20 protein-coding genes and 1 pseudogene are annotated in these 26,582 nt (G+C 60.2%); 8 read left to right on the top strand and 13 right to left on the bottom strand.

Annotated elements, in window-relative coordinates; genetic code table 11:
• Positions 1-14: 14 nt before the first annotated feature.
• Both ligD and BFQ00_RS03680 read right to left on the bottom strand, forming a co-directional pair.
• Positions 15-2,540 carry a DNA ligase D gene (ligD, locus tag BFQ00_RS03685; RefSeq protein WP_065932639.1) on the bottom strand — a complete coding sequence of 842 codons (2,526 nt, stop codon included), beginning with the start codon at positions 2,538-2,540 and terminating at the stop codon, positions 15-17.
• 24 nt (positions 2,541-2,564) lie between these two features.
• The gene (locus BFQ00_RS03680) at positions 2,565-3,404 is read right to left on the bottom strand and encodes a non-homologous end joining protein Ku (RefSeq protein ID WP_065893324.1); all 840 of its coding nucleotides are present in this window, start codon (positions 3,402-3,404) and stop codon (positions 2,565-2,567) included.
• A 204-nt stretch (positions 3,405-3,608) separates the two neighbouring features.
• Between BFQ00_RS03680 and BFQ00_RS03675 the strand changes: the two genes are divergently transcribed.
• A complete protein-coding gene (locus BFQ00_RS03675) occupies positions 3,609-3,923 on the top strand; it encodes a hypothetical protein (protein WP_065932638.1) in 315 nt (104 codons plus the stop codon).
• A gap of 11 nt (positions 3,924-3,934) precedes the next feature.
• Entirely contained in the window at positions 3,935-5,092 is a 1,158-nt protein-coding gene (locus tag BFQ00_RS03670; RefSeq protein ID WP_065932637.1) for a PQQ-dependent sugar dehydrogenase, read from the top strand.
• A 476-nt stretch (positions 5,093-5,568) separates the two neighbouring features.
• On the opposite strand, the gene BFQ00_RS03665 is transcribed toward BFQ00_RS03670, so the two are convergent.
• Entirely contained in the window at positions 5,569-6,048 is a 480-nt protein-coding gene (locus tag BFQ00_RS03665) for a nuclear transport factor 2 family protein (protein WP_065884613.1), read from the bottom strand.
• A gap of 52 nt (positions 6,049-6,100) precedes the next feature.
• Positions 6,101-6,664, bottom strand: coding sequence for a TetR/AcrR family transcriptional regulator (locus BFQ00_RS03660; protein WP_065884614.1), 564 nt, complete (start codon positions 6,662-6,664; stop codon positions 6,101-6,103).
• Between the two features lie 124 nt (positions 6,665-6,788).
• Here BFQ00_RS03660 and pssA point away from each other — a divergent pair, with 124 nt between their 5' ends.
• On the top strand, positions 6,789-8,132 hold the full coding sequence (pssA, locus tag BFQ00_RS03655; RefSeq protein ID WP_065884615.1) for a CDP-diacylglycerol--serine O-phosphatidyltransferase: 1,344 nt from the start codon (positions 6,789-6,791) through the stop codon (positions 8,130-8,132).
• Positions 8,133-8,215: 83 nt separating this feature from the next.
• Here the strand turns inward: pssA and efeO (BFQ00_RS03650) are convergent, their stop codons facing one another.
• From efeO (BFQ00_RS03650) to efeU, 4 genes are read right to left on the bottom strand one after another with little or no spacing between them, the layout of a single operon-like run.
• Entirely contained in the window at positions 8,216-9,034 is an 819-nt protein-coding gene (efeO, locus tag BFQ00_RS03650) for an iron uptake system protein EfeO (RefSeq protein WP_065932636.1), read from the bottom strand.
• A 26-nt stretch (positions 9,035-9,060) separates the two neighbouring features.
• A complete protein-coding gene (efeB, locus tag BFQ00_RS03645) occupies positions 9,061-10,365 on the bottom strand; it encodes an iron uptake transporter deferrochelatase/peroxidase subunit (RefSeq protein WP_065932635.1) in 1,305 nt (434 codons plus the stop codon).
• Positions 10,366-10,378: 13 nt separating this feature from the next.
• The gene (efeO, locus tag BFQ00_RS03640) at positions 10,379-11,581 is read right to left on the bottom strand and encodes an iron uptake system protein EfeO (protein ID WP_065932634.1); all 1,203 of its coding nucleotides are present in this window, start codon (positions 11,579-11,581) and stop codon (positions 10,379-10,381) included.
• A 10-nt stretch (positions 11,582-11,591) separates the two neighbouring features.
• Positions 11,592-12,437 carry an iron uptake transporter permease EfeU gene (gene efeU, locus BFQ00_RS03635; RefSeq protein ID WP_065884619.1) on the bottom strand — a complete coding sequence of 282 codons (846 nt, stop codon included), beginning with the start codon at positions 12,435-12,437 and terminating at the stop codon, positions 11,592-11,594.
• A gap of 168 nt (positions 12,438-12,605) precedes the next feature.
• Here efeU and BFQ00_RS03630 point away from each other — a divergent pair, with 168 nt between their 5' ends.
• Complete coding sequence (locus BFQ00_RS03630) at positions 12,606-13,631, top strand: AraC family transcriptional regulator (protein ID WP_065932633.1); 1,026 nt, start codon at positions 12,606-12,608, stop codon at positions 13,629-13,631.
• A 721-nt stretch (positions 13,632-14,352) separates the two neighbouring features.
• Here the strand turns inward: BFQ00_RS03630 and BFQ00_RS03625 are convergent.
• The 4 genes from BFQ00_RS03625 to mexE all read right to left on the bottom strand — a co-directional run bounded on the left by BFQ00_RS03625 (position 14,353) and on the right by mexE (position 20,945).
• Positions 14,353-14,877 carry a hypothetical protein gene (locus tag BFQ00_RS03625; protein ID WP_065932632.1) on the bottom strand — a complete coding sequence of 175 codons (525 nt, stop codon included), beginning with the start codon at positions 14,875-14,877 and terminating at the stop codon, positions 14,353-14,355.
• Between the two features lie 219 nt (positions 14,878-15,096).
• Complete coding sequence (locus tag BFQ00_RS03620; RefSeq protein WP_065932631.1) at positions 15,097-16,512, bottom strand: efflux transporter outer membrane subunit; 1,416 nt, start codon at positions 16,510-16,512, stop codon at positions 15,097-15,099.
• Positions 16,509-19,688, bottom strand: coding sequence for an efflux RND transporter permease subunit (locus BFQ00_RS03615; RefSeq protein ID WP_065884623.1), 3,180 nt, complete (start codon positions 19,686-19,688; stop codon positions 16,509-16,511). Before BFQ00_RS03615 ends, BFQ00_RS03620 begins: the two co-directional genes overlap by 4 nt.
• Positions 19,689-19,703: 15 nt before the next feature.
• Positions 19,704-20,945 carry a multidrug efflux RND transporter periplasmic adaptor subunit MexE gene (gene mexE, locus BFQ00_RS03610; protein ID WP_065893339.1) on the bottom strand — a complete coding sequence of 414 codons (1,242 nt, stop codon included), beginning with the start codon at positions 20,943-20,945 and terminating at the stop codon, positions 19,704-19,706.
• 277 nt (positions 20,946-21,222) lie between these two features.
• Here mexE and BFQ00_RS03605 point away from each other — a divergent pair, with 277 nt between their 5' ends.
• From BFQ00_RS03605 to BFQ00_RS03595, 3 genes and pseudogenes are all read left to right on the top strand, one after another.
• Positions 21,223-22,128 (top strand): tetratricopeptide repeat protein, encoded by a 906-nt coding sequence (locus BFQ00_RS03605; protein WP_170827529.1) that lies wholly within the window; start codon positions 21,223-21,225, stop codon positions 22,126-22,128.
• 77 nt (positions 22,129-22,205) lie between these two features.
• Positions 22,206-23,492, top strand: coding sequence for a hypothetical protein (locus tag BFQ00_RS03600; protein ID WP_139114961.1), 1,287 nt, complete (start codon positions 22,206-22,208; stop codon positions 23,490-23,492).
• Between the two features lie 26 nt (positions 23,493-23,518).
• A pseudogene (locus BFQ00_RS03595) lies at positions 23,519-23,707 on the top strand (aldehyde dehydrogenase family protein); the annotation flags it as partial.
• Between the two features lie 56 nt (positions 23,708-23,763).
• Here the strand turns inward: BFQ00_RS03595 and BFQ00_RS03590 are convergent.
• Positions 23,764-25,056, bottom strand: coding sequence for an MFS transporter (locus tag BFQ00_RS03590; RefSeq protein ID WP_065932627.1), 1,293 nt, complete (start codon positions 25,054-25,056; stop codon positions 23,764-23,766).
• Positions 25,057-25,315: 259 nt separating this feature from the next.
• Between BFQ00_RS03590 and BFQ00_RS03585 the strand changes: the two genes are divergently transcribed.
• Positions 25,316-26,398, top strand: a complete 1,083-nt coding sequence (locus tag BFQ00_RS03585; RefSeq protein WP_065932626.1) for a sensor domain-containing diguanylate cyclase — start codon at positions 25,316-25,318, stop codon at positions 26,396-26,398.
• Positions 26,399-26,582: the final 184 nt, after the last annotated feature.

Genomic DNA, 26,582 nt, shown 5'->3' with positions numbered 1-26,582 from the left:
TGAGCGGGCGCGAATCACTTCGGTGGCTTCGCGCCCAGCTTGTCCCACATCCGCTTGCTGATCTTCTGACGATTGGCATAGCCGGCCCAAGGGTCATCCTTCAAATCGCGCAACCGTTCGTGCAGATTGGCCACTGTCCATTGCTGGGCGCCGCGCAAGTCATTGAGTTCATCCCGACTGACGGGCACCGACACCGGCAGGCCCGGACGTGCTCGCACGGAGTAAGCCGCCACGGTGCTCGCGCCGCGGGCGTTGCGCAGGTAATCGATGAAGATTTTGCCCACGCGGTTCTTCGGGCCGCTGGTGGCGGTAAAGCGCTCCGGCAGTTGCCGGGTCATGAATTGGGCGATGGCTTTGGCGAACGCTTTGACGGTGTCCCAATTATCCCGTCGCGCCAACGGTACGATCAGGTGAAAACCTTTGCCACCGCTGGTTTTGACGAAGGCCTGCAAACCTATTTCATCCAGTACCGACAGCGTCAACTGCGCAGCTTCCAGCATGGACTTCCAGGGCAGGGCGGGGTCCGGGTCGAGGTCAAGGACGAACAGGTCGGGGGTTTCGATCTTGTCCGTGGTTGCGCCCCAGGTGTGCAGCTCAACCGTGCCCATTTGCACCGCGCCGATCAGGGCATCGACGCTGTCTATTTCCATCAGGCGGGCGTGGCCGGGGTCCAGTGCCTGGTCCAACTGCTTGATGTGCGGGATGGTCATGCGCTCGGAATGCTTCTGGAAGAACTGTTCGCCTGCGATGCCCTCCGGCGCCCTGAGCAGCGAGACGGGCCGGTTGCGCAGGAAGGGCAGGATGCATGCGCTGATATCGGCGTAGAACTGCGCCAGTGCCTGCTTTTGCGTGCCGCTCTGGGGGTCGATGACACGATCAGGGTGGGTGATTTTCATGGCTTTCACGGTTTTCACCGCCTTCTCGGGTTTTTTCGCCTTTGGCGCCGTCACCGATGTGGCCGTACGCGGCTGTTCATGAATGATCTGCTCAGCGGGCTTGTCGGTGCGCATGCCCACAAATGCAGCCTGGCGCACCAGGCCTTCCCGGGTCCATTGCGCAAATTGCACTTCACCGACCAGGCGCGGCTCGACCCAGTGCACGCCGCGCGCCTGGGCGCTGGTCAACGGTTTTTGCAGCGGCGAGTCCGTGCGCTCCAACGCGGTGAGTTGGGCGTAGATGGCGTTGAGCGACGCCTGGTCGAAACCGGTGCCCACACGCCCGGCATACACCAGCCCGGCATCGTCGTTGACCGCCAGGAGCAGCGCACCAAACCCGGTGCGCGAGCCTTGGGGGCGGGTATAGCCGACAATCACGAACTCCTGGCGCAACCGGCATTTGAGCTTGATCCAGTCGACACTGCGGCTGGACACATAAGGGCTGCCGGCGCGCTTGCCGATCACACCCTCCAGGGCCAGGTCGCAGGCGCTTTGGAAAATATCGCGGTGGTCGGCGGCAAAGGCTTCGGAGAAGCGCAGCAGCTTGCTCTTGCTGGCGGACAGGGCGGATTCAAGTGCCGCGCGGCGGGTTTCGAGCGGTTCCTCGCGCTGATCGCGACCGTCAAGAAACGGCGCATCGAACAGGTAGTAAACGATGTCGAGGCTGCGACCGATGTCGAAGGCATTCTGCAAGGCCTGGAAATCCGGCAAGCCGTCGTCGTTGAGACTGACCACTTCGCCATCCAGCCAACTGTCCTTGAGTTTGAGCGCTTGCAAGGCTTTGGCCTGGCGCGGCAGGCGCTCGGTCCAGTCATGGCCGTTGCGGGTGAACAGGCGTACCTCACCTTTGAGGATGCGCGCCAGGATGCGGTAACCGTCGAATTTGATCTCGTAGTGCCAGTCACCTTCGGGGGCCCGATCGACCAGGGTTGCCAGTTGCGGGGAGAATGCCTCGGGCACGGCGGTTGCCGCCTTGCGCGTGCTCGCCTTGGGCGCCGCTTTGGGTTTGGCTGGCGTTTTGGTCTTGGCCTTGGGTTTACCGACCACCGCATCGCTGAGCACGCTGGCGGGTTGGGCCGCGACGATATCGTACTCAGCCGAGGGACGCGCCTGTTGGTCCTTTTCCTTGATCAGCAGCCATTGTTCCTTATCACCGCTGCCTTTGAGCCGGGTGCGCACCAAGGTCCAATCGCCCGTGAGTTTTTCGCCGACCAGGCTGAATTTCAGTTTGCCGGCGGCGTAGGCCTTGTGCGGATCGTCGTGGGGTTGCCAGATGCCGCGGTCCCACACGATGACATCGCCTGCGCCATATTGCCCGGCGGGAATGCTGCCTTCAAAGCCGCCATAACTCAGGGGATGGTCCTCGACGTGCACCGCCAGGCGTTTCTGGCTCGGGTCCAGGCTCGGGCCCTTGGGCACGGCCCAGCTCAACAGCACACCGTCAAGTTCCAGGCGAAAATCGTAGTGCAGGTTGCGCGCAGCATGCTTCTGGATCACAAAGCTCAGCGCCGACGCGTTGCGCTTGCCGGCCGGTGACTCGCCGGCCGGCTCGGCGGTAATCCCGAAGTCGCGTTTGCGGTTGTACTCGCCCAGGGGCTTTGCCATGTCGTTCTCCAGCCAATGGCAGGCTCAAGAGGCCTTTTTGTTGGACTTTTTCGCTGCGGGTTTTTTCGCCGCAGGTTTGCCCGCCAGGCTGCGCTTGAGCAGTTCGGTCAGGTCGATCACATCGGCGGATTTGCGCTCCTCGCTGCCCTCGGTCGATTCGACGTCTTCGATCTTGCCGGCCTTGGCCTTCTTCTCCACCAGCGCCATGATCTTTTCCTGGAAGCTGTCGCGGTATTCCTCAGGCTGCCAGTCTGCGCTCATGTCTTGCACCAGACGCTTGGCCATGTCCAACTCACCCTTGGCCAGGGTCGGCTTGATCACGTCGCTGCCCAATTCCAGTTCATCCAGGCTGCGCACTTCGGCGGGCCAGCGCAGCATCACCAGCACCAGCGCCGACTCCAGCGGCATCAGTGCGGCCAGGTGTTGCTTGGTGTGCAACACCACATTGGCCAGGGCGACTTTGCCGGTTTTTTTCAAGGTCTCGCGCAGCAGCGCATAGACCTTGCCGCCGCGCTTGTCCGGGGCCAGGAAGTAGGGCGTGTCGATGTTCTGCAGGGGAATCTGGTCGCTGGCGACAAAGGCGATGATTTCGATGGTCTGGGTCGACTTCGGGTGGGCCGAGCGGATTTCCTCTTCGCTGAGCACCACGTAGCGGCCCTTTTCATACGCCACGCCCTTGACGATATTCTCCTTGTTGATCTCTTTGCCGGTCGCCTTGTTGATGCGCTTGTAGCCCACCGGGTCCATGCTGCGTTTATCCAGCCAGTCGAAATCAACGCCTTGGGAGGATGTCGCCGACACCAGCGAGACCGGGATGTGAACCAGACCGAAGCTGATGGCGCCTTTCCAGATTGCCCGGGGCATAGATACCTCTCCTTCAAAGAATAAGCCTGTGTTCTGGTGACTCATGGGGCCGGGCAAAAGTTTCGGCGGCTGGATGCTCGGACAGATCCTGTTACACCTGATGAGAAACAATTTAATGTCGCCAGCCGAACCCCTGGGGTAGCGTGTTATCGAAAGCACGAGCACTACTCGACATAGCACTACTCGACATAGAGAGGCATCGTCATGAACAGTTGTAGGCGTTATCTGGCCGTGCTGGCATTGGGGCTGGTCCTGGCGCCCGTGGTCCAGGCGCAAACCCTGCCGGGCCAATACGATTCCAACAACAGCCCCATTCATCGGGCCAACCCCAACAGCATGCAGGGCACCCAGCCCAATGCGCCGGTCGTTCGCGGTATCCAGACCGCCCCGAGCAACCCTCGGCCTACGGTGGAAAACGGCGGGATCGGCAATCGCTATCCCAAGCGCGACCCCGCGCCCAGTCGCCCGACCACCGAAACCCAAGCGCCCACCTATGATGCCAACGGCAATCGCCGGTAAGGACTCGTCTTATGTTTCTACGCAAAACCCTGCTAGCCGCCCTGTGCGCAACCACGCTGCTGCCATTGGCCGCGGCTCAAGCCGCCGAGGGCCGACAGTTTCCCAGTGAGCAAGGCAGCATCACCGCGACGCCGGTCGCCAAGGGCCTGCATCATCCCTGGGCGGTGGCTTTCCTGCCGGACAGGCAAGGCTTCCTGGTGACCGAGCTTCCCGGCCAGCTGCGTTTCGTCAGCCAGGACGGCAAGCTTTCCGCGCCGTTGACGGGCGTGCCGCAGGTGTGGGCCAAGGGGCAGGGCGGTTTGCTTGACGTGGTGCTGTCGCCCGACTTCAAGCAAGACCGCCTGGTCTACCTGTCGTACGCCGAAGGGGGCGGCAAGGATGGCAAGGCCGGGACCGCCGTGGGGCGAGGGCGCCTGGCCGATGACTTGAGTGGCTTGAAGGACTTTACGGTGATTCTGCGCCAGGAGCCCAAGCTGTCGACCGGCAATCACTTTGGTTCGCGCCTGGCGTTCGACCGTGATGGCTACCTGTTCGTGACCCTGGGCGAAAACAACGACCGGCCCACTGCCCAGGACCTGGACAAGCTGCAAGGCAAGGTCGTGCGCATCTACCCGGACGGCCGCGTACCCGACGACAACCCGTTTGTCGGCCAGCCCGGTGTACGCCCCGAAATCTGGTCCTACGGCCAGCGCAACCCGCAGGGCCTCGCGCTGAACCCGTGGAGCGGGACGATCTGGGATAACGAACACGGGCCACGTGGCGGGGATGAAATCAACATCATCGAGCGCGGCAAGAACTACGGTTGGCCGTTGGCCACGCATGGCATCAACTATTCGCTTGCGCCGATTCCCGAGGCCAAGGGCAAGACCGCCGAAGGCACCGTAGCGCCGCACCATGTGTGGGAGAAGTCACCGGGGATCAGTGGCATGGCGTTCTACGACGCCGATCGGTTCAAGGCCTGGCAGCACAACGTGTTTATCGGCGCATTGGCCAGCCAGGAGCTGATTCGATTGCAGTTCGAGGGTGACAAGGTTGTCCATGAGGAGCGTTTGCTCGGTGATTTGAAAGCGCGCATTCGTGACGTGCGGCAAGGGCCGGATGGCTTTCTGTATGTGCTGACGGATGAAGATGATGGCGTGCTGTACCGCGTCGGGCTGAATCAGGACTAGGGAATCAGGACTAGGCAGATATAGCTGACGTTCCGAGATCAAAATGTGGGAGGGGGCTTGCCCCCGATGGCGGCCTCTGGGCCGACCAGGATGTTGGATCAGATCGAGTACATATCCGTTTCTGCGGTAACGGCCACTTAGGGTTCCGCCCTGACGGCGGCTCACTTTTGAAAAGCGCAAAAGTAAGCAAAACGCTCTTGCCCCACCACTCGGCACCTCGCCTGGGCTCGGTGTGCCCTCTCTCCGGCTTGAATCCGTGGGCCGCCGCCACGCGCCATCCATGGCGCGGGGCGGCTAACCCGGCGTCCTGCCGGGTTACCCACGGATTCAAGCCTGCGTTCGGCCAGCGTGGTTTAACGGGGCGCCTGAGATCAAGATCAAAATCAAGAGCGGCTCGCTTCGCATCGCAGTTACGTTTGGCGCTATAGCGTTGTGTAGATGCCTATGCTCATCGGGAGCAAGCCCCCTCCCACAGGTTACAGGCCCAATTCCGACAAACCCGGATGATCATCCGGACGCCGCCCCAACGGCCAGTGGAACTTGCGTTCGCTTGCTTTGATCGGCAGGTCGTTGATGCACGCAAAGCGGTTGGCCATCAGGCCGTTCTCATCGAATTCCCAATTCTCGTTACCGTATGAGCGAAACCAGTTGCCGGAGTCATCGTGCCATTCGTAGGCGTAGCGCACGGCAATGCGATTGTCGGTAAACGCCCATAACTCTTTGATCAGTCGATAGTCCAGTTCCCTGGCCCATTTGCGCGTGAGAAAACCCTTGGCTTGTTCGCGGTTGTGGACAAACTCGGCGCGGTTGCGCCATTGGGTGTCCAGCGTATACGCCAGTGAAACCCGATGCGGGTCGCGGGAATTCCAGCCGTCTTCGGCCAGGCGCACTTTTTCCATGGCCGATTCGCGGGTAAAGGGCGGCAGTGGCGGGCGTACTTCTGCGTCAGTGGACATAGAGCAACTCCTGAAAGCAATACAGTGGATCGAAAGTTGCCAGGCATGTGGTTCAAAGTGCCAATAATGTTCGTGCCATATCCTGCGCATTATCGGCAGCCGTTGAATCACCCATCACCAGGGCAACGGTAATGGCGCCATCGATCAGGATCAGCAGTTGTGCGGCCTGCCGCTCCGGGTCGGGGGTGCCGTGTGCGTGACATAACTTGAGTGCGTACTCGAACAGTTTGCGTTTGTGGGCCTTGGCCAACAGGCGTACCGGGTCTTGCGGGTTGCCGGTCTCGCCACTGGTATTGATAAAGGCGCAGCCGCGGAAATCCGCCGAGCCGAACCAGCTTTTCAACGCGCTGAACAGCGCCAGCAGGCGCTCGCCACTGTCGTTGCTGCGCTCCACGTGCGTGCGCAGCCAGTGCATCCAGCGTTCGTCGCGACGCTGCAGGGCGGCAATCACCAGTTCATCCTTGTTGGCGAAATAGCGGTAGATGCTTTTTCTCGAGACGCCGGCCGTTTTCACCAGCAAGTCCATACCGGTGGCCGCGATGCCATGGCGATAAATCAGCTTCTCGGTAACGTCGAGAATGATGTCGCGTGTTTCATTAGAGGTCATATCGTTCATGACTTAAACAGTAGAACGATCGTTCTTCTTGGTCAAGGGGGTTTTTCGGATAGCGCTGACGAGACCTGAGCATCTTCATGGTGTAAGCTTTGGGCCTCTTCGGATTCGACCCTTTGCGAGCCTTATGCCGTCGTTCTTCAAACGCTCCCTGTTGCCCAAGCTGCGCGGTTTCCCTGTGTCCACCGAGGCCATCGAGGTGCTGTCCGGCGCCGATGCCTATCGGCGTTGCCTGCTGGAGAAAATCCCGCAGGCCACCCGGCGCATCTACATCGTTGCTTTGTACTTGCAGCAGGATGAAGCGGGGCAGGAGATCTACGACGCACTGCACGCCGCCAAGGCCGCACGGCCGGAGCTGGACATCGTGGTGATGGTCGACTGGCTGCGCGCCCAGCGTGGGCTGATTGGCGCCGGCAAGCAGCCGGGCAACAGCGCCTGGTACCAGGCCATGACCCAGAGCCATGCCACTGAAGTGCCGGTGTACGGCGTGCCGGTGCAAACCCGCGAATTGTTCGGCGTATTGCACCTCAAGGGCTTTGTGATCGACGACACGGTGTTGTACAGCGGCGCCAGCCTGAACAATGTGTACCTGCACAAGTTCGACAAGTACCGCTTCGACCGTTATCACCTGATCCACAGCCAGCCGCTGGCCGATTCCATGCAGCACCTGGTGGAGCATGGCCTGGTGGCGTCCAAGGCGGTGCATCGCCTCGACCTGCCCAACCCGCCCACCACCCGCAGCCTGCGCAACGACATCGGTGACCTGCGCAGCCGCCTCAAGCATGCGACGTACGACACCAGCGCCGGGCAGTTGCCCAACGGGCACTTGCAGGTCAGCCCGCTGCTCGGTGTGGGCAAGAACAACCCGCTCAGCCGGGTGATCCTGGAACTGATCGCCAGCGCCCAGCAGCAACTGACGATCTGCACGCCGTATTTCAACCTGCCGCTGCCGGTGACTCGGGAGATCAACCGGGCCCTGGCGCGCGGCGTGAAGATCGACATCATCGTCGGCGACAAGACCGCCAACGACTTCTACATTCCGCCCAGCGAACCTTTCAAGGTGATCGCAGCCTTGCCTTATCTGTATGAGATCAGCCTGCGTCGCTTTGCCAAGCGCCACCAGCCGATGATCGACAGCGGCCAGTTGAACCTGCACCTGTGGCGTGACGGTGAGCACAGCTACCACCTCAAGGGCATGTGGGTCGACGAGCGTTATACCTTGCTGACCGGCAACAACCTCAACCCCAGGGCTTTCCGACTCGACCTGGAAAACGCCTTGCTGATCGACGACCCCAAGGGCGAATGGCTGGCGCCGCGAGCGCAGGAGCTGGCGCATATTTTCCAGCACGCCACGCGCATTGCCGGTTACCAGCAATTGCAGACGCTGGTGGATTATCCGGCGGCGGTGGGCAAGTTCCTGCGGCGGGTGAGCAGGGTGCGTATCGAGCGGTTGCTGTACCGGATTCTGTAAACTCACCCGGCCCATAAAAAAACACCCAGGCTCCCCACGGGGCCCGGGTGTTTTTTTGCGCGGGCGGCCTGACTGAGGCCCGATTAGTTCAGGCCCAACTTGCCGCGCAGCATCGACAGGTCTTCGGCCAGGGTATTGACCGGACCCACCAGGGCCTTGCGGTCGTTATCCTTGACCTTGTCGTAGGTCTGAAACCCGCCGTCCGGGGTCTTGTACTTGGCGAGGATCTTGTCCACGGTGGCAAAGTTCTTGTCGACCTTGGCCAGGAATGCCTTGTCTTGCTTTTCGATCTGGCCACGGAACAGGTCAACGATTTTCTTCGCACCGTCGATATTGCCCTGGAAGTCATACAGGTCGGTGTGGCTGTAGCGGTCTTCTTCGCCGGAGATCTTGGTGGCGGCCACTTCTTCAAGCAGCGCTGCCGCACCGCCGACGACTTTTTCCGGTGGGAAGGTCAGGCCGTCCACGCGGGTCTTGAGGTCCAGCACGTCGCTGTTGAGCTTGTCGCTGAGGGCGTCGAGGCCCTCGGTAGTGTTCTCGGAAAACAGGCTGTATTCGATGCGGTGAAAGCCGGTGAAGTCTTCAGCCTTTACGCCTTTTTCGTGGTCGTCGACCCGTGAGTCGATGGAGGCGTCGAGGTCGCTGAACAGCTCGGCAATCGGCTCGATGGACTCATAGTGCACCCGGGTCGGCGCGTAGAGTTTTTTCGCGGTGGCCAGGTCGCCTTTTTTCACGGCGGCGGTGAAGGCCTGGGTCTGGGTGACCAGTTCACCGATCTCTTCGGTGACGTAGATCTTGTAGTCGGACACCGGCCCTACCAGGTCCAGTGGCGCCGTGGCGGCGAACGCGGCCAGTGGCGAAAGGGTGATCAGCAACGACAACGCGAGGGTCGACTTTTTCATGGGACGGTATCCGCTCTGAGTTTGTTTTAAGTGTTGGCAGTAGTTTGAAGGGGCGTTGCCGCGAGCAACGTGCGCCCGATGAAATCCTCAGCGCCCGTGACGCCCGGCAAGGTGAAGAAATAACCGCCGCCGACCGGCTTGAGGTACTCCTCCAGGGGCTCGCCGTTGAGCCGGGTTTGCACGCTGATAAAGCCTTGCTCCAGGTCAGCCTGGTAGCAGATGAACAACAGCCCCATGTCCAGCTGACCGTTTTTATTCACGCCGTTGGAGTAGTTGAACGGCCGGCGCAGGATCAGGTTGGCCTGGGTCTGGGGCGTGCGCGGGTTGGCCAGGCGAATGTGCGCATCGAGCTTGGTCAACTTGCCTTCCGGGTCCTTGCTGTAATCGGGCACCTGGGACTCTTTGTCGCCTCCGATCGGCGCGCCGGTGGGTTTGACGCGGCCAATGATGCTTTCCTGTTCCTGCAGCGGGGTACGGTCCCAGCGCTCGACGAAGTTGCGGATGATGCGCACCGCCTGGTAGCTGCCATGGGCGGCCCAGGCCGGTTCGTCGCTGCCGGGCTGGACCCAGACGATGCGGTCCATGGCCTTGGCGTCGTTGGAGTCGGGGTTGGCCGAACCGTCACGAAAGCCCAGGAAGTTGCGCGCGCTTTGCGCAGGCTCGCCGGGTTTGGCCGGCGCCTGGGGCGGTACGCTGCCTTCCTGTTTCCAGCGCACCAGCAACAGGTCCGGCAGGTTCTTCACGATGTCGCGCAGGGCGTGGATATTGGTGTCCGGTGTATTTGAGCTGAACTGCAGGCTCAGGTCGCCGTGACACTGTGCCGGCTCCAGCGCATCGTTGGGAAAGCCGACCATGCGAATCAGGCGCTTGGGTTTGGCCGCAGCGAGGCCGAAGCGCTCATCGAACAACGACTCGCCGACGGAAACCGTGATGGTCAAGTTATCCGGGGTGACCACCGGGCCGAGGATGCCGGAGTCGGTGGGCGGCAGTTTCGGATCGACCTGCGGCACGGTGCCGCCGCTCATCAGGAACGCGATGCGCTCGTTCAAGGTGCGAAACAGACGCTCCAGGTCTTCGCGGTCGCTGGCCAGCACGTCGAAGGCCACTACCATGCCGCAGGCCGGGCGCGGGGTGACAATACCGCTCTGGTGCCGGCCGAAGAACGCGTGGTGGTCCTGGGTCTTGTCGCTGCGCGGCGCGGTGGTGACTTGTTCGGCGGCCGCAGCCATGGCCGGGCAGGTCAGGGTGCTGCCGGCAATGGCCGCGCCGGTGGCCGCCATGCCGAGCAGGACACGGCGACGCTGAAGGTTGAATTGTTGTGGATCACTCATGTGTGCGTTCGTCTCACTGCAGGCCGGAAAGGCCGAGGGCGGGGTCGATTCCATCGAGTGCGGCGGCCAGTGCCTTGGCCTTGTCGGCGATCTGCTTGCGCTGATCGGCCGTGACGCTGTCGTACGTGCTGTAGCGGCTGCCGACTTTGAAACCGGCCAGTTCGGCATCCAATTGCGCCAGTGCGCTGTCGATGGTCGGCAGCAGGTCGGCCGCCGACTGGGTCAACAGTGGGCGCATCAGGTCGACCACTTTGTGCGCCACCTGCAGGTTGGCCGCGAAACCGTTGAGGTCGATATGGCTGTAGCGTTCTTCTTCACCGCTGGCGGCACGGACATCGGCGAGGCTGTTGAGGTTGCGCACCACAATGCTCACCAGTTGCTCCGGCGGCAGCGATTGCGCGAGCAGCTGTTGCTTGAGCGTGGTGACATCGTCGACCAAACGCTGCGCAACGGGCGCCAGGCCATCGAGGCTGCGCTGCTGGAACAGGCTGTATTCCAGGCGGTGGAAGCCGCTGAAGGCCGGGTCCTGCTCGCGCTTTTCGAAATAGTCGGCGCGGGCGTTGATCGCGTTGTCCAGCTCGGCCAAACGTTGCGAGGCCGGCGCCAGGCGTTGGTAGGCCTCGCGGGCCGGTACGTACAAGGCCTGGGCCTGGGCGAGGTCGCCCGCAGCAATCGCCTGCTGCAGCGCCGTCACAGCCTTGACCAGTGCACTGCCTTGGCCGCTCAGGTACACACGAAATTCCGACAGCGGCCCGATAAACGCCACCATCGACGGCTTGGCCCTGGCCTGGGCGTCGGATTCAGCCGTGGGCGTCACATGCAAGGTGCCGCGCGGGTTACTCAGCAGGCCGCAGGTGATGGCGTAGTCGCCGGGCAGCAGGTTGGCGTTGATCACCTGGCTCAAGCCTGGGGCAATATTCTCCCGCTCTTCGACCACCAGCACGCCGTCGAGGATTTCCCATTCCACCGCGCGATCGGAACGGTTGATGATGCGAAAGCTCGCTCGCCCGGCCGGCACCGTTAGTGCGTTGGGCTCGCAGGCGTGGCCGTGGATGGTCACCGCGATTTCATTGTGATTGGCCAGGCGCTTGCCGGCGGCCAGCTGCGAGGCGTAATAGAACAGGCCACCGGCGGCGATCATCACGACCACCGAGCCGGCCAGGGCCCAGCGCAGCGCGCGGGACGGCGGGGCCGGTTGAGGAGTTGGGCTGGACAAGGGACGGTCCTTACTGGCTGGAGACGGAAGAAGTGGGCGTGACAGGCTTGGCGGACGGCGCGGGCAGGAAGAACATCACCAGCGCCACCACCAGATAGATCAGATAAGCGCCGAGCGTGCTGACGGTCGGTGCTTCCTGATAGCCGAACATACCGGCGAGCACTGAGCCGAGCGGGCTGTCCATCGGCAGCGCGGCGCTGAAATCGAACAGCACGGTTTGCAGGTGATTCCACACGCCCGCTTCATGCAGGGCCTGCACCGAGTTGGCGAGAATGCCGGCCGCCACCACGAGAATGAACAGCCCGGTCCAGCGGAAAAACGCGCCGAGGTTCAGGCGCATGCTGCCGGAATAGATCAAAAAGCCCACGACAATCGCGAGGATCAGGCCGAGCAGGGCGCCCATCGGCGCGCCGGGGCCTTCGCTCTGCTGGAACACGGCGAGCAGAAAGAACACCGTTTCCAGGCCTTCGCGGGCCACCGCGAAAAACACCATGGCGATCAGCGCAAACACTTGATGCCGGGAGCCGGCCAAGGCATGGTCAAGGGACTCATGCAGCGAATGCTTGATGGAGCGCGCCACCTTGCGCATCCAGAACACCATGGAACTGAGGATGCCCACCGCGACCAGTCCGACGATGCCTTCGAACAATTCCTGCTGTTTCTGCGGGAATTCGGCGCTGACCAGTTCCAGCCCACCGCCCACCAGCAAGGACAGGGCAGCAGCGAGAAATACACCGATCCACACGGCGGGCATCCACTGGCCGCGCCCGGTCTGTTGCAGGTAACTGGCGATGATGCCAACGATCAACGCCGCCTCAATGCCTTCGCGCAGCATGATTAAAAAAGGAACGAGCATCGGGCACCACGGCGTAACTAGATAGGAAGCTAAGTTGTAACATAATGATACTCATTGCTAAACAAGAAATATTGACCTTTGCTGAACCTCGGCTGAACGGTGGTGGCGAAGCGCAACCGCCCTTATGATGCAGGCCACCTGGTTTGCAGTCGGACAACTCAACATCCCATGTCGGAAAAAGACACCATCTCCATCCACCTTGTGCGCGAAGCCTTGCTGCAAAGCTGTGCGCCTGGTGCGGCCACTGTCGAGGCATTGAGCAAAGTCGGGATTGATCCTGCGTTGCTTGAGCAGCCCAATGCCCGTGTGCCGGCCACGGCCTATGCACGCCTGTGGCGTTTGCTGGCGCGGCGCAGGGATGACGAGTTTTTTGGCATGGACCCGCGCAAGCTCAAAAGCGGCAGCCTGGCGTTTCTGTGTCGCGCCGCCATGGCACAACCGAGCCTGATGGCCGGCCTGGAAACCGGGTTGGGTTTTCTGTCGCTGATGCTCGAGCGCATGCCTGCCCAGTTGGTGCGTCAACAGAGCCTGGCGGAGATCGTTCTGCTTGAACCCGAGCCTGAGCCCAAGCGCGCGTTCACCTATTTCACCTATTGGATGATCGTGCACGGCGTTGCCTGCTGGCTGGCCGGGCGGCGCATTCCGATCCTGGCCATCGAACTGCGCTGCGCCCGTCCGGATTTTTGTGATGATTACCAGGTGATGTTTTCCGACAACCTGCGTTTTGATCGCCCACGCACCCGCATGATTTTTTCTGCCGACTGCCTGGACCTGCCGATCAAGCGCAGTCCGCAGGAGCTCCAACGTTTTCTCGCCCATGCGCCGGCTAACATCCTGGTCAAATACCGCGATCCCGAAAGCCTCGCCACGCGCATCAAGCACGACCTTCGGCAGATGCCTCCCGACACTTGGCCGGAAACGGAGGGCCTGGCAGCCACCTTGTGCATCTCCGCCTCCACCTTGCGCCGCCGCCTGGCGGAAGAAGGGCAGACTTATCAGGGCCTCAAGGACAGCGTGCGCAAGGAGCTGGCAGTTGTATGGCTGGCGGAGCCGCAGATCAGCTTTGCCGAGATTGCCGAGCGACTGGGGTTTGCCGATGCCAGTTCTTTCTATAAGGCATTTCGTAAATGGTCGGGCTCGAATCCGGGGCATTATCGGAGTTTGATTCTGAATGAGATAACGCCTGGAATGTAGCGCCGGCGCGGGACTAGGAAGCAACTTACAGTTTCTTTCACTTGGGTATGACAGAGCCTTCCTTATTGTTTTTAGGAAGCGGCTGGCATATCCGGAATAGAAAATCGTGCACAGTTTTAACCGTGATCCTACTCGGTAGATGGGTGAAGTCGGACGATTCAGGCCGTACGGGTCGCGTTGTTAACTGTGAGGGTTTTGCTGGATACCCATTAAAGCGTGGTGTGATGACCTTCATATGTGACGTCTCCAATCAATAACTTGATGGTGAACTTATGAATCGTTTCGTTGCGTTACCCTTTGCCGCGTTGATGCTGGCCTCGGTTCAGGCGTCGGCACTGTGCTTGAATATCTCGGAGAGTTTTAGCGGAACAATAGAGCCTGGAGAGCATGGAGTCGCTAATGGACCCTTCCAGATAACGGGAGCTAATGGCTGTTCCAATGCAAATATAGATGCGATGGTCTCTGCCGGCGGTGTCGGAAGGGCGCCTCAAATCTACATTGATCAACAAATAGGGAATTCATGGAAAGTAGTAGCGGGTAATCCCTTATCAGCAAGTGCATCTTGGCTGGGAGCCCTTGGTACTTATCGAGTTAGGCTCCATAATCCTGATGAGGTGCCAAAGTCCTACGCTGGCACTGTCAGATACGGCCGCTGATCCCTGGCAAATCGCAGTGTGCCAGGATCTCTGGCACACTACGGCGGGTGTCTGCTGAATCCAATTCAGGCACGCTCCTCGACCGAGAGATCACTCTTTGAAGAGTTCACGAAATACGCTAGCGCATTAAGTGCGCGGTTAGCGTCCACCATGCCTTGTATATACTCAGGGATGCCCTGCGAGCGACCAACATACGGGTTGCTCTTAACAAAATTCAGGTAGTCATCCAGCTTCTCATCAAACAAGGCGATCGCATTGAACTTTACATGGGTATTTGTTTGACGCCCGTCGACGTCAAATGCGCCGTCTCCCATTGTGAACATACCAAAAGCGTTTTCATCGATTATCTTGCTATCGAACAACCGCCGCCCCACCTGCTTAAGCTCATCGGTGCTGATAGACGTCATATCATACTTCTTCAAAAACGCTTTCAAATCCGCCAGTTCGTCTTGCTGCCACATTCGCAGTTCGTCAACGGCGTTTGACTCCTCCGTAATGGTGAACGCATTCGTGACCTTTTCCGGGTTCTTGATGACGACCGCATCCGTCTGTTTGGAAAGTACATTAGGTATTGTCACTCTCATGTCCATGTTCGTCTCCTTATAGGATGAAGGGTACGTCCCGTTATCGACCTCTTTTGAATGATATTTAAGTCATTTGGAAATTTGGGAAGTGTCTGACGGATAAGGATTACCAACAGGCGAAAACTGTTTGACTCACTGATAACCGTGCAAAAAAAAGCCCCGCGACCGAATGGATCGCAGGGCTAAAAATTGGCTGGATGCGACCAACCAAAGGAGCTCTTTACATCACTGGTTGCCGGCGACCACCGTGTCCGGCTGCCAGCCACCACCCAACGCTTTGTAGATCGCCACTATGCCGCGATACAGGTCCACTTCGGCCTGGGCCTGGGCGTCTTCGGCGGCCAGGCGTTCGCGCTGGGCGTCGAGCAACACCAGGAAGTCCACGGTGCCTTCGCGGTAGCGGATCGCCGCGAGGTCGGCGGCGGCGCGGCTGGATTCGCTTTGGCGGATCAGCGAGACCAGGCGTTGCTGGCGCTTGCCGTAGTCGCTGAAAGCGTTTTCGGATTCTTCCAGGGCCAGCAGCACTTGCTGCTCATAGGTTGCCAGGGCGCCTTCGGCTTCGGCATTCGCACCGCGCAAGCGGGCGCGCACGCTGCCCAGGTCGAATGCGGCCCAGGTGATGCTCGGGCCCAGGGACCAGGCATTCGCGGCGGCCGAACCGATCTGCGAGCCGCGCCCGGCGGTGAAGCCGAGGAAGCCGCTGAGGCTGACCCGTGGAAACAGGTCGGCCTTGGCTACGCCGATCCGCGCGGTGGCGGCGGCCAGTTTGCGTTCGGCGCTGAGAATGTCCGGGCGTCGTTGCAGCAGTTGCCCCGGATCGCCGATCGGTAATGCCTTGGCAATCGCCGGCAGGTCTTTGGGGCTCAGGTCCACGCTCAGTTTGTCCGGGCGCTGGCCGAGGAGGGTGGCGATGCGGTTACGCTCGCGCACTTGCTCGGCCTGCAGTTGCGGCACGCTGGCTTCCACCGCCGCCAGACGCGCATCGGCACGTTCCACGTCAAGCTGATCACCCACACCGGCATCGCGCAGGCTCACGGTGATGGAGCGCGAGTCCTGCTGGTTCTTCAGGTTGTCCAGGGCAATGCGTTCTCGCAGTTGCGCACCGCGCAGTTGGCCGTAGGCGTCCACCAGTTCGGCAATCATGGTGACTTGCAGTTGGTACAGGTCGGCTTCGGCCACTTGCTGGTCGGCGTCGCTGGCTTCCAGGTTGCGGCGGATGCGCCCGAACAGGTCGACTTCCCAGGCCATGTCCAGGCCCAGGTCATAGCGCTCGCTGTTGACACGCTTGGTGGTCTGGCCCGGAATCTGGCCTTTGCCCACTTCACTGCTGGCGCGGGAGGTGACTACCGGCATGATGTCGTTGGCCGCGTCATCGCGAATCGCCCGTGCCGCCCGCAGGCGGGCAAACGCTACGCGTAAATCACGGTTGCCGCTCAGTGACTGGGTCACCAGCTGGTTAAGCGTCGGGTCTTCGAACTGCTGCCACCAGATGCCTTCGTATTTGGCGTGGTCGTAGCTTTTGCTGTCGGCGGCGGCCGTGATATTGGCCGCCTCCAGCTGTTGGGTCTTGTAGTCCGGGCCTACGGCACAGGCGGCGAGCGCCAGTACCAGCAAGCTCGGCAGGAATATTTTCACACTCATTGCTGTGTCTCCAGCTTCAAGGCCTTGGCCGCTTTGCGCGCTTCCTGGCGCTCCACATAACGCCGGATCAGTACGTAGAACACGGGCGTCAGCAACAGACCGAAGAAGGTCACCCCGATCATCCCGGAGAACACTGCCACACCCATGGCATGGCGCATCTCGGCACCGGCACCGCTGGACAGCACCAGCGGCACCACACCCATGATGAAGGCGAAGGAAGTCATCAGGATCGGCCGCAGACGCAGGCGGCAGGCTTCCAGTACCGCCGCCAGCGGGTCGAGGCCTTCCTGCTGTTTATCCTTGGCAAACTCGACGATCAGGATCGCGTTCTTGCAGGCCAGGCCCACCAGTACGATCAGGCCGATCTGGGTGAAGATGTTGTTGTCGCTGCCCGAGAGAATCACCCCGGTGATGGCCGACAGCAGTGTCATCGGTACGATCAGGATCACCGCCAGCGGCAGGCTCCAGCTTTCGTATTGGGCGGCCAGTACCAGGAACGCCAGCAGTACGCAGAGCGGGAACACGAACAGCGCGGTATTGCCCGAGAGGATTTGCTGATAGGTCAGGTCGGTCCACTCATAGGTCATGCCGTTGGGCAGTTCATCTTTCAACAGCTTTTCAATGGCTATCTGGGCCTGGCCGGAGCTGTAGCCCGGTGCGGCGTTGCCGTTGATTTCAGCGGTGATAAAGCCGTTGTAGTGCATCACGCGGTCGGGGCCCGAGGTGTCGCTGACCTTGATAAAGGTCGCCAGCGGGATCATCTCGCCCTTGTTGTTGCGCACTTTCAACTGGCCGATCTGGTCGGCGTCCTGGCGGAACTGCTGCTCGGCCTGCACGTTGACCTGATAGGTGCGTCCGAAGCGGTTGAAGTCGTTGGCATACAACGAGCCCAGGTAGACCTGCAGCGTGTCGAAGATGTCGCTGATCGCCACGCCATGGGTCTTGGCCTTTTCACGGTCGATGGCCGCGTCGACTTGCGGCACGTTCACCGTGTAGCTGGTGAACAGGCCGAACAGCTCGGGCACGTTGTGGCTCTTGGCGATGATGTTCTGCACTTCTTTGTACAGCTCGTCATAGCCGAGGTTGCCACGGTCTTCGATCTGCAGGCGGAACCCGCCGATGGTGCCCAGGCCTTGTACCGGCGGCGGCGGGAAGATCGCCATGTAGGCTTCTTCGATATTGGCGTATTGACCGTTCAGTGCACCGGCAATCGCACCGGCGGACATGCTCGCGTCCTTACGCTCGTCGAAGGGTTTCAAGGTCACGAACACGATGCCGCTGTTGGGGCTGTTGGTGAAGCCGTTGATCGACAGGCCGGGGAAGGCAATCGCGGCTTCCACGCCAGGTTGTTTCAGGGCGATCTCCGACATGCGCTTCATCACGCTTTCGGTGCGATCAAGGCTCGCGGCGTCGGGCAGTTGGGCGAAGGCCACCAGGTATTGCTTGTCCTGGGCCGGGACGAAACCGGTCGGGGTGTGGGCAAAACCGAAGAACGTCAGCACCATCAGGCCGGCGTACACGAACAGGGCAATGCCGCTGCCGCGAATCACTCGGCGGACGGTCCCCACGTAGCCATGGCTGGCCTTTTCGAAGAAGCGGTTGAACGGACGGAACAACCAGCCGCCGAAAATCTTGTCGAGGAACCTGGAGAAACGATCCTTCGGTGCATCATGAGCCCGCAGCAACACGGCGGCGAGGGCAGGGGACAGCGTCAACGAGTTGAACGCCGAGATCACTGTCGAGATGGCAATGGTCAAGGCGAACTGTTTGTAGAACTGTCCGGTCAAGCCGCTGATAAAGGCGGCCGGGATGAACACCGCGCACAACACCAGCGCCGTGGCGATGATCGGGCCGGTCACTTCGCTCATGGCCTTTTCAGTGGCCGGGAACGGCTCCAGGCCCAGTTCGATATTACGCTCGACGTTCTCCACCACCACGATGGCGTCGTCCACCACGATCCCGATGGCCAGTACCAGGCCGAACAGGGACAGCGCGTTGAGCGAGAAGCCGAACAGGTGCATCACCGCAAACGTACCGATCAGGGAGACCGGCACCGCCACCAGGGGAATGATCGAGGCGCGCCAGGTCTGCAGGAACAGGATCACCACCAGCACGACCAGGATCAGTGCTTCGAACAGGGTATGCACCACCGCTTCGATGGAGCCGCGCACAAAGATCGTCGGGTCATAGGCGATGCGGTAGTCCATCCCCGCCGGAAAGCTCTTTTTCAGCTCGGCCATTTTCGCGCGTACATCGTTGGAGATGTCGATGGCGTTGGAACCGGGTCGCTGGAAAATCGGAATCGCCACGGCCGGCTGGTTATCGATCAACGAGCGCAGCGCGTATTGGCTGGAGCCCAACTCGACCCGAGCGATGTCCTTGAGCCGCGTGATTTCACCGTTGGCGCCGGCGCGAATCACAATGTTCTCGAACTCTTCCTCGGTGACCAGGCGGCCTTGGGTATTGACCGACAACTGGAAGCTGGTGGCACTCGGCGCAGGCTGCGCGCCCAGGGCACCGGCGGCCACTTGACGGTTCTGCTCGCGAATCGCCGTGACCACATCGGTCGCGGTCAGGTTGCGCGAAGCGGTCTTGTTCGGGTCCAGCCACACGCGCAGGGAATAGTCGCCCATGCCGAACAACTGCACGTCGCCGACGCCGCCGAGGCGGGCCAGCTCATCCTTGATATTGAGGATCGCGTAGTTGGACAGGTACAGCATGTCGTAACGCTGATCCGGGGAGGTCAAGTGCACCACCATGGTCAGGTCGGGAGAGGCCTTGTCCACGGTGATACCGATGCGTGTCACTTCCTCGGGCAGTTTTGGCTGGGTACGCGTCACCCGGTTTTGTACCTGCACCTGCGCGTTGTCCAGGTCAGTGCCCAGCGCGAAGGTGATGGTCAGGGTCAGCTTGCCGTCGGCGGTCGACTGCGAAGACATGTACAGCATGTTCTCGACGCCGGTAATGGCTTGCTCCAGCGGCGCTGCCACGGTTTCGCCGATGACTTTGGGGTTCGCACCCGGGAAGTTGGCGCGTACCACCACGGTCGGCGGCACCACTTCCGGGTATTCACTGATCGGCAGTTGAAACAGCGAGATGGCGCCGGCGATCAGGATCAACAGCGACAGCACCGCTGCGAAGATCGGCCGCGATATGAAGAACTTGGAAAAATTCATCTTGAGTCGTATCCCTTAACCGCGTGGAGTCGCACTGCTGGCAAGCTTGGGCGCGGTTTTTTCCGGCGCCACCTGCTCCAGGTTGCTGGCTTCAAGCGCTTGTCGTTGTTGGGCCAGGGCGGCGAGGGTTTCCTGGCTGGCCATCGGAATGGTTTCCGGCGCCACCGGCGAGCCCGGACGCACGCGCTGCAGGCCCTTGACGATAATGGTGTCGTCCTTGTTCAAGCCGCTGCGCACGATGCGCAAGCCTTCGATCTTCGGGCCCAGTTCCACGGCGCGATAGGCCGGCTTGTCGCCTTCCATCACCAGTACGAACTTCTTGCCCAGGTCGGTGCCCACGGCTTCGTCGTTGATCAGCACGGCGGAGTAGGTGCCGCTGCCCACCAGCTTCAGGCGTGCATACAGGCCAGGGGTGTATTCGCCCTTGCTGTTATCAAACACCGCACGTCCGCGGATGGTGCCGGTGGCCGGGTTGACCTGGTTGTCGACGAAATTCATCTGGCCCAGGTGCGGGTTGCCGGTTTCGTTCGACAGGCCCAGGTACACCGGCGTGGTCGCGCCGCGACGGCCTTGGCGGGCCAGCTCGGTGTACTTGAGGAACACACGCTCATCGGCATCGAAGTAGGCGTAGACCTTGTCAGTGGACACCACGCTGGTCAGCGCGGTGGTGTCGGCGGTCACCAGGTTGCCGGCGGTGATTTCGGCACGGCTGACGCGGCCGCTGATGGGCGAGGTGACGCGGGTAAAGCTCAGGTTCAACTTGGCCAGGTCCAACTGCGCCTGGATCCCGGCCATGGCGGCGCGGGCTTCCTGGGCGGCGGTGGCGCGCGAGTCGGCGAGTTCGGCCGAGATCGCATTGCTCTGGCGCAGGCGTTCGCCGCGTTGTGCTTCGTTTTCACTGCGGGTGGCGGCGGCCTTGGTCTGCGCGAGCTGAGCTTCAAGGCGGCGCACTTCGGCCTGGAACGGGCGCGGGTCGATCTGGAACAGCAGGTCGCCTTTCTTGACCAAAGCGCCTTCGGTGAAAGCGACTTGGTCAATCTGGCCAGAAACCCGTGGGCGAATCTGTACGGTTTCCGGGGCTTCCAGGCGCCCGGTGAATTCATCCCACTCGTTGACCGGCTGTTCCAGCACCTTGGCCACGCTGACCTTGGCGGCAGGCATGGCGGCCGCTTGGTCCGGGGTCTTGCCGCACGCGCTCATCACCACCACGGCCAATATCGCCAGGGGCAAGCGCAAATGTTTGAGTGACTGTTCCATGAGGTGCATCCGCCAATGTATTTGAGATGGGCGGATCATGCGCGGGGAGGCGGTATGTCACGAATCGAATGAAGCAAAGGTGACTATCATTCGGAATGATATAAGCGGCGGAGACAGCCCCCTAGTCTGCGGCTTTAGTTAGGGAGCTATCAATGTGCTTGATGGGAAAACACTGTTGTGGCCTGTGCAAGGAAGCTTAGCACCTTGGAGCGAGAGATAGGGTTGCGGGCGATAGCTGGCATAATGCGTGTTTTTGCGGCAAGGACGCATGCACATCATGTTGAAAACTGTTTCTCTTCTATTGTTTGTCGCAGCCCTCGCGGGCTGTCAGAGCCTGGTTCGGCCTAGTGATTACGACTCTTCCCTGGTTGGCTTTCGCTGCATGTGGCTTGCCGGTCAAAAAACCTTCGAACCAGACAACCTGCGTTACATCGAACGCTTCGCCGCCTATGGCAACACCACATGCATGGCAATGTTGGGCAAGTTGTATCAGGAGGGCGGGCATGGCGTCGATCAAGACTTTGGCAAGGCCCGCGCCTTGTTCGTGGCATCCGCCAAGAAAAAACCGGCCACGAATGTTCTGTTGGGCCAAATGGCCGAGCGCGGCGAGGGTGAGCCCGTGGACTACGCCAAGGCACGCCACTTCTATCGCCTGTCGGGCAACAATGCCGCGCTGGCGCTGGGGCGTTTGATGGAAAAGGGCAAGGGCGGGCCGCAAGATTTGCCTGGCGCGTTGGCACTCTACTTAGGCGCAACCCGGTACTGTGGCGACGAAGCGTGGCAGGCCATGAACCGTCTTCGGCTGGCAGGGCAACCGCTTACAGAAGAACAAATGAAGCGTTACCAACAAATCTGGCTGACGGATTTTCTCAAGCTGCAATCCCGCCGGATGGCGGTTCGTGAAGTGTTCGAGGCCGTCAATGCCACGGGCGAGACAAAGAACGTGCGACTTTCCTATCGCTTTATGTCAGGCAGCGGTACACCGCAGGTGACGATGATCAAAGGCTCGGGTGATGCCAATGTGGATACCTGGATCATGAAAGCCGCGTCACGAATCACAATGGGCGAAGCCGCGCCGCTGACCGGCAGTTCTGGCGTGCAGGAGATAGTGGCGCCACTTGTTTTCGCTCCTCAAGACACGCAGCGCATGATGGGAATGTGTGGTAGAAAGCCTTGTCGTTGAGGATGCTGTTGGGGCGCCTGGGAAGGCCAATCAAGGACAAAGGCTGGATGGTTATCAAGCTGTGGAGTTATTGAAGTATGGCAATGGATATGGACCCCCCCGCCTGGTTGAAAGCTATGCAAAATGGTGGAATTGGTGAAGCGCGGGCTAAGGCATTTTTATTGGATCGTTTTTGGGTATTGGAGCGGTCCGTCGATATTGAAGGCGCCGATTTAATTATTCAAAGGCGTCTTACCGAACGTAGCTTGTTTGATAGAGATGCGCCTGCGCTGGGCGTCGTTCAGGCTAAATTTTTCGGAAATCCCAATACGGTCCATTTTGTCAATAAAGATTACGTGGTAGGCAATAACGGAAAGCCGCGCGTGGAATTTTTTCTCCTCTGTTTTTCTGGTAATGACGAGGAGTCCGCCATTTACGTCGTGTCTGCCACGGAGCTGTTCGAGTTCTTTGACTTAGTGGACGTCAATGGGCGGTTGAAATACCGGGTGTCTTATTCGTATCTGCTGTCTAGAAAAGAATACTTGATTTCCAGTAAAAGGCTGGCTTTGAACAGAATGGATTCGGCATTAAAACAAGCTGACTTTGAGAAAAACAGGCGATTTGTTTCTTGGGCGCTGTCTGCAGCGGATCGCGTGTCCGATACAATTCTTCCTGTGTTTAATGAACCTATTAATAATTGGTGGGGAGACATTCCGAAAGGTTTCAAGGAATTAAAAGGGAATGTGCTTGACGCCATAGCGGTGATTGAAGGCGCCCATGGAAGACTGGTACAGATTGCGGAAGAAAGTGATCCTTTGGTAGTGGAGGGAATCATAAAGGAGCTGGAGTATGAGTGCCGTGATGGCCTAGGTACATGGAGCATACCGCTGCCGGATGATCTATATCCGCAGGATTTTTTTGACGCTTGTAGAATTCATCGTTCAATGGTTGATGCGCTACGTCGTGATGGGTTGCTGGATGCATTTATTGAGTTTAAAGCTGCACTTAAAAGGCGCTTTTTAGCATTTATCGAAGAAAAACTTCCGATTGATCCGAACGTTGTTTGTGTGATTGACATTCTCTACACTTTAGACGATTTCAAAATGCTGTCCTTTAAAGCCAGGTTGCTGGGGGTTAGTGATTATTTCGGATTGGATTCGCAGTTGAATAAATTCGGGCATATCGAAATGGGTGGGCGAGATTACGCCGACGTGGTTAAGTTAAATGCCCGCGAGATATCACTTTATATATTGGCAGGGCGCTACGGTTTTCATGATAAAAATGACATGAGTCTTTTTGAGAAGTACAGTGTTTCGGAATTTTCTTTGTATACCCAATGCATGGATGAATTGTTTGCGTTTAAATATGGCGATCCCTATCGGTAGGTACTGACGTGCTTAGATTCATCGTGCTGCGCAATGCACTGAAGCTGTCACCGGGCATTCGAGCCGGCATTGTGACGGTGAACTGCTTCGGCGAGGGGGACGCGTCCACGCCCTTCGGCGGTTACAAAGAGTCAGGCTTCGGTGGGCGGGACAAGTCCATCTGGGCGCACGACCAGTACACGGAGCTGAAAACCATCTGGATCGATGCTTCCTGAACACTGCTCAAGCCGTGGATTGTCCCGGTCGCGCGGGCCGGGACAACCGGAGGACATCAGGACTGGGGGTGAGCGGGCTCACCGCTCAATGCATCCATCATGGGTGGGTGTTCCTGCACCGCCTGGCGCAGATCCTCGGTGACCCGCAGTTCAGCGCCCGTCGGCGAGAACGTTGCCGCTGCCGCAAACGGCGCGGGGTTGGCCGGAACGGGGCGCTTGCCGCGTCGCCACAGGAAGAAGGTGACCATGCACAGGTTCACCAGCGCAAATACCCAGAACAGGCCGTTGGCGCCGAACGAGTTCATCACCGGCGAGATCATCATCGGACTGATGGCCGAGCCCAGCGAGTTGATCAGCAACAGGCCCTGGATCATCGGTACCAACGCGTCGGCAGGCGCGCGGTCGGCGGCATGGCTGACGGCGACCGGGTACAGCGCGAACACTGCGCCGCCGAGCAGGAACAACAGCACCGCAAGCAGCATCGACGACAGCGGCAACAGTACGATCAGCAGTGACAACAGGGTGCAGGCCACCGCCAAGATGGTCAGCACCTGCAAGCGATCCTTGTGGTCGGACCAGCGTCCGACCGGGTATTGCAACAGCATGGCGCCGAGGATCGTCCAGGCCATCATGCTGCCGACGTCGCCAACATTCAGGCCGGCGCGTTGCAGGTACAGCGGCAGCAAGGTGTAGATCGCCGCGATGCTGACCCCCGAGCCGAAACACCCGACCAGCCCGGTCGGCGTCACGCCCAGCAGTTGCCGTGGCTTGAGCGGTTCAACCTGATCCAGCAGGGGCGATACCCGGGGCAGGATCACAATCGGCAATACCGACAACGACGCGAGCATGCCGGCCACCATGAACGGTGCGCTCTCGCTCAGGCCGGCGATCCTGCCCAGCGCCGCCTGGCCCAGCACGCCTGCGCCATACAAAACGATCATGTACAGCGCGAGCAAACGCCCGCGAATCTTGGCATCGCCGGCCAGCAGCAGCCAGCTTTCGATCACCAGAAACACCCCGACCGTGGCCCAGCCGTTGACCAGGCGCAACGCGAACCAACCCCAGGTGTCGTAGAACAAGCCCTGGAGCAGGATGGTCACCGCGATCAACGAGGCAAAGCTGCCGTAGGCGCGGATATGCCCGATACGCAGAATCAGCCGGTCATTGAAGACGGCGCCCAGCGTCAGGCCGATGAAGTAGGCCGATGACACGATCCCGATCATCGTGGCCGATGCGCCGGCTGCGTCGAGTCGAAGGGTCGTCAGGGATGAAAGAAAGCCGTTGCCCAGCGCAACAATGAACAGCCCCAGCAAGGGCGCCAGCGCCATGGCCAGCAAACGCGCAGACATAAAGACCTCTGGAAAATCGAACGGCGAAACAGGCGGTCGCCTGCAAACGAGCGCGGGATTCTACGGCTTGCGCATGATTTTCCAAGGGCTGTTTGCTGCGACGTTAGGTCGCAGGGTTGATTGCATAAAGCGCAAGAAAATTTTTCCATCCATCCCCTCCCGCAAAGCTTGCGTCCGGTCGAGCAAAGACCCCGGCAGGCCTGCGTCTTGATAATCCCTGCACTCAACTCCACCGCAGCAACGAGCACCGCGTCCCGCCATGAACCTGCGCACCCTCATCCGTCGTCACTGCCTCAACTCCGTGCTCGCTACGAAGGCACTGACCCGACTGCATAAGTCGCTGTCTTTCCTGGCCGCCCATTTGGCCCGGCGAGGCTTCGACTCCCGATCCTCTCCGGCCACCCGTGACGTGGCCGCCCTTGATCGTCGCCTCAGTACCCTGTGCCCGGAGTTGGCCGTCACCGTGTTCAGCCACGCCCGCGACGGGATCATCCTGGTCGACCCGTTCGGCCGCGTCATCGCCGTGAACGAGGCCTTCAGCCGGCTCACCGGCTACGGGCGGGATGAAGTGCTGGGGCGAGCGTTGAATGCCCATCCCATGGTGCGTCGGTTGGCGACGTTTTATGCGCCGATGAAGAACGCGCTGGACTTCCACGGGCACTGGTCCGGTGAGATCCAGAGCGGCCACAAGGATGGACGGCAGATGACTTCGCGGATCAGCGTCAGCGCGGTGCATGACCGTCACGGGAACGTCCAGCACTATGTGGCGCTGTTCAGCGACATGACACAGATGAAGCAGCGCCTGCAGTTGCTGGAACGTGATGCCCGGTATGACGCGCTTACCCAGTTGCCCAATCGGTTGCTGTTGGCCGAGCGGATGCGCCAGGCGTTGGGCAAGGCGAAGGTTGACCAGCACAAGGTGGCGATCGCGTTCATTGACCTTGATGGGTTCAAGGCGCTTAACGACAGTTACGGCCATGATTGGGGCGATCGGGTGTTGCAGATTGTCGCGGCGCGGATCAACGCGACGTTGCGTGAAGGCGATACCCTGGCGCGGCTCGGTGGCGATGAGTTTGTGGCCGGGCTGGTGGGGTTGCAGGCTGCGCAAGACAGCGAGCCTTTGCTCCAGCGAATGTTGCAGGCGGCCAATGCGCCGATTTTGATTGGCACGCAGACGGTGGAGATTGCCGCGAGTATCGGCGTGGCGTTTTATCCGGAGCATGGGGCGCAGATCGATGGGCTGATCAGCAAGGCGGACCAGGCGATGTATCTGTCGAAAAAGGCCGGGGGTAACCGTTTGGCGTTTTGTCCGATGCGGTGTGTTTCGGCTATCGGGACATAGGTATCTTGGCGAGACGCCGAGCTTGCTCCCCCGTTGGGCCTGGCCGCCTACGACTATCTTACTGATACCCCACAAATCCAAATGTGGGAGGGGGCTTGCCCCCGATGGCGGCCTCTGGGCTGGCCAGGATGTTGGATCGGATCGAGTACATATCCGTTTCTGCGGTAACGGCTGCTAGTGGTTC

This window comes from Pseudomonas sp. 28 E 9, from assembly GCF_900004785.1.
In the GTDB taxonomy this organism is placed as follows: domain Bacteria; phylum Pseudomonadota; class Gammaproteobacteria; order Pseudomonadales; family Pseudomonadaceae; genus Aquipseudomonas; species Aquipseudomonas orientalis_A.
Note: the sequence above shows the minus strand (reverse complement) of the source record. Positions and strands in the feature narration are given on the sequence as shown.

Bases quoted from the DNA above. Each gene is read 5' to 3' on its own strand.
- BFQ00_RS03680 (WP_065893324.1), bottom strand. From the start codon at position 3,404: ATGCCCCGGGCAATCTGGAAAGGCGCCATCAGCTTCGGTCTGGTTCAC.
- BFQ00_RS03670 (WP_065932637.1), top strand. From the start codon at position 3,935: ATGTTTCTACGCAAAACCCTGCTAGCCGCCCTGTGCGCAACCACGCTG.
- efeU (WP_065884619.1), bottom strand. From the start codon at position 12,437: ATGCTCGTTCCTTTTTTAATCATGCTGCGCGAAGGCATTGAGGCGGCG.
- BFQ00_RS03625 (WP_065932632.1), bottom strand. From the start codon at position 14,877: ATGGACATGAGAGTGACAATACCTAATGTACTTTCCAAACAGACGGAT.
- BFQ00_RS03615 (WP_065884623.1), bottom strand. From the start codon at position 19,688: ATGAATTTTTCCAAGTTCTTCATATCGCGGCCGATCTTCGCAGCGGTG.
- BFQ00_RS03585 (WP_065932626.1), top strand. From the start codon at position 25,316: ATGAACCTGCGCACCCTCATCCGTCGTCACTGCCTCAACTCCGTGCTC.
- efeB (WP_065932635.1), bottom strand. From the start codon at position 10,365: ATGAGTGATCCACAACAATTCAACCTTCAGCGTCGCCGTGTCCTGCTC.
- BFQ00_RS03675 (WP_065932638.1), top strand. From the start codon at position 3,609: ATGAACAGTTGTAGGCGTTATCTGGCCGTGCTGGCATTGGGGCTGGTC.
- BFQ00_RS03630 (WP_065932633.1), top strand. From the start codon at position 12,606: ATGTCGGAAAAAGACACCATCTCCATCCACCTTGTGCGCGAAGCCTTG.
- BFQ00_RS03600 (WP_139114961.1), top strand. From the start codon at position 22,206: ATGGCAATGGATATGGACCCCCCCGCCTGGTTGAAAGCTATGCAAAAT.
- pssA (WP_065884615.1), top strand. From the start codon at position 6,789: ATGCCGTCGTTCTTCAAACGCTCCCTGTTGCCCAAGCTGCGCGGTTTC.
- BFQ00_RS03620 (WP_065932631.1), bottom strand. From the start codon at position 16,512: ATGAGTGTGAAAATATTCCTGCCGAGCTTGCTGGTACTGGCGCTCGCC.
- BFQ00_RS03660 (WP_065884614.1), bottom strand. From the start codon at position 6,664: ATGAACGATATGACCTCTAATGAAACACGCGACATCATTCTCGACGTT.
- ligD (WP_065932639.1), bottom strand. From the start codon at position 2,540: ATGGCAAAGCCCCTGGGCGAGTACAACCGCAAACGCGACTTCGGGATT.
- BFQ00_RS03665 (WP_065884613.1), bottom strand. From the start codon at position 6,048: ATGTCCACTGACGCAGAAGTACGCCCGCCACTGCCGCCCTTTACCCGC.
- mexE (WP_065893339.1), bottom strand. From the start codon at position 20,945: ATGGAACAGTCACTCAAACATTTGCGCTTGCCCCTGGCGATATTGGCC.
- BFQ00_RS03590 (WP_065932627.1), bottom strand. From the start codon at position 25,056: ATGTCTGCGCGTTTGCTGGCCATGGCGCTGGCGCCCTTGCTGGGGCTG.
- BFQ00_RS03605 (WP_170827529.1), top strand. From the start codon at position 21,223: ATGTTGAAAACTGTTTCTCTTCTATTGTTTGTCGCAGCCCTCGCGGGC.
- efeO (WP_065932636.1), bottom strand. From the start codon at position 9,034: ATGAAAAAGTCGACCCTCGCGTTGTCGTTGCTGATCACCCTTTCGCCA.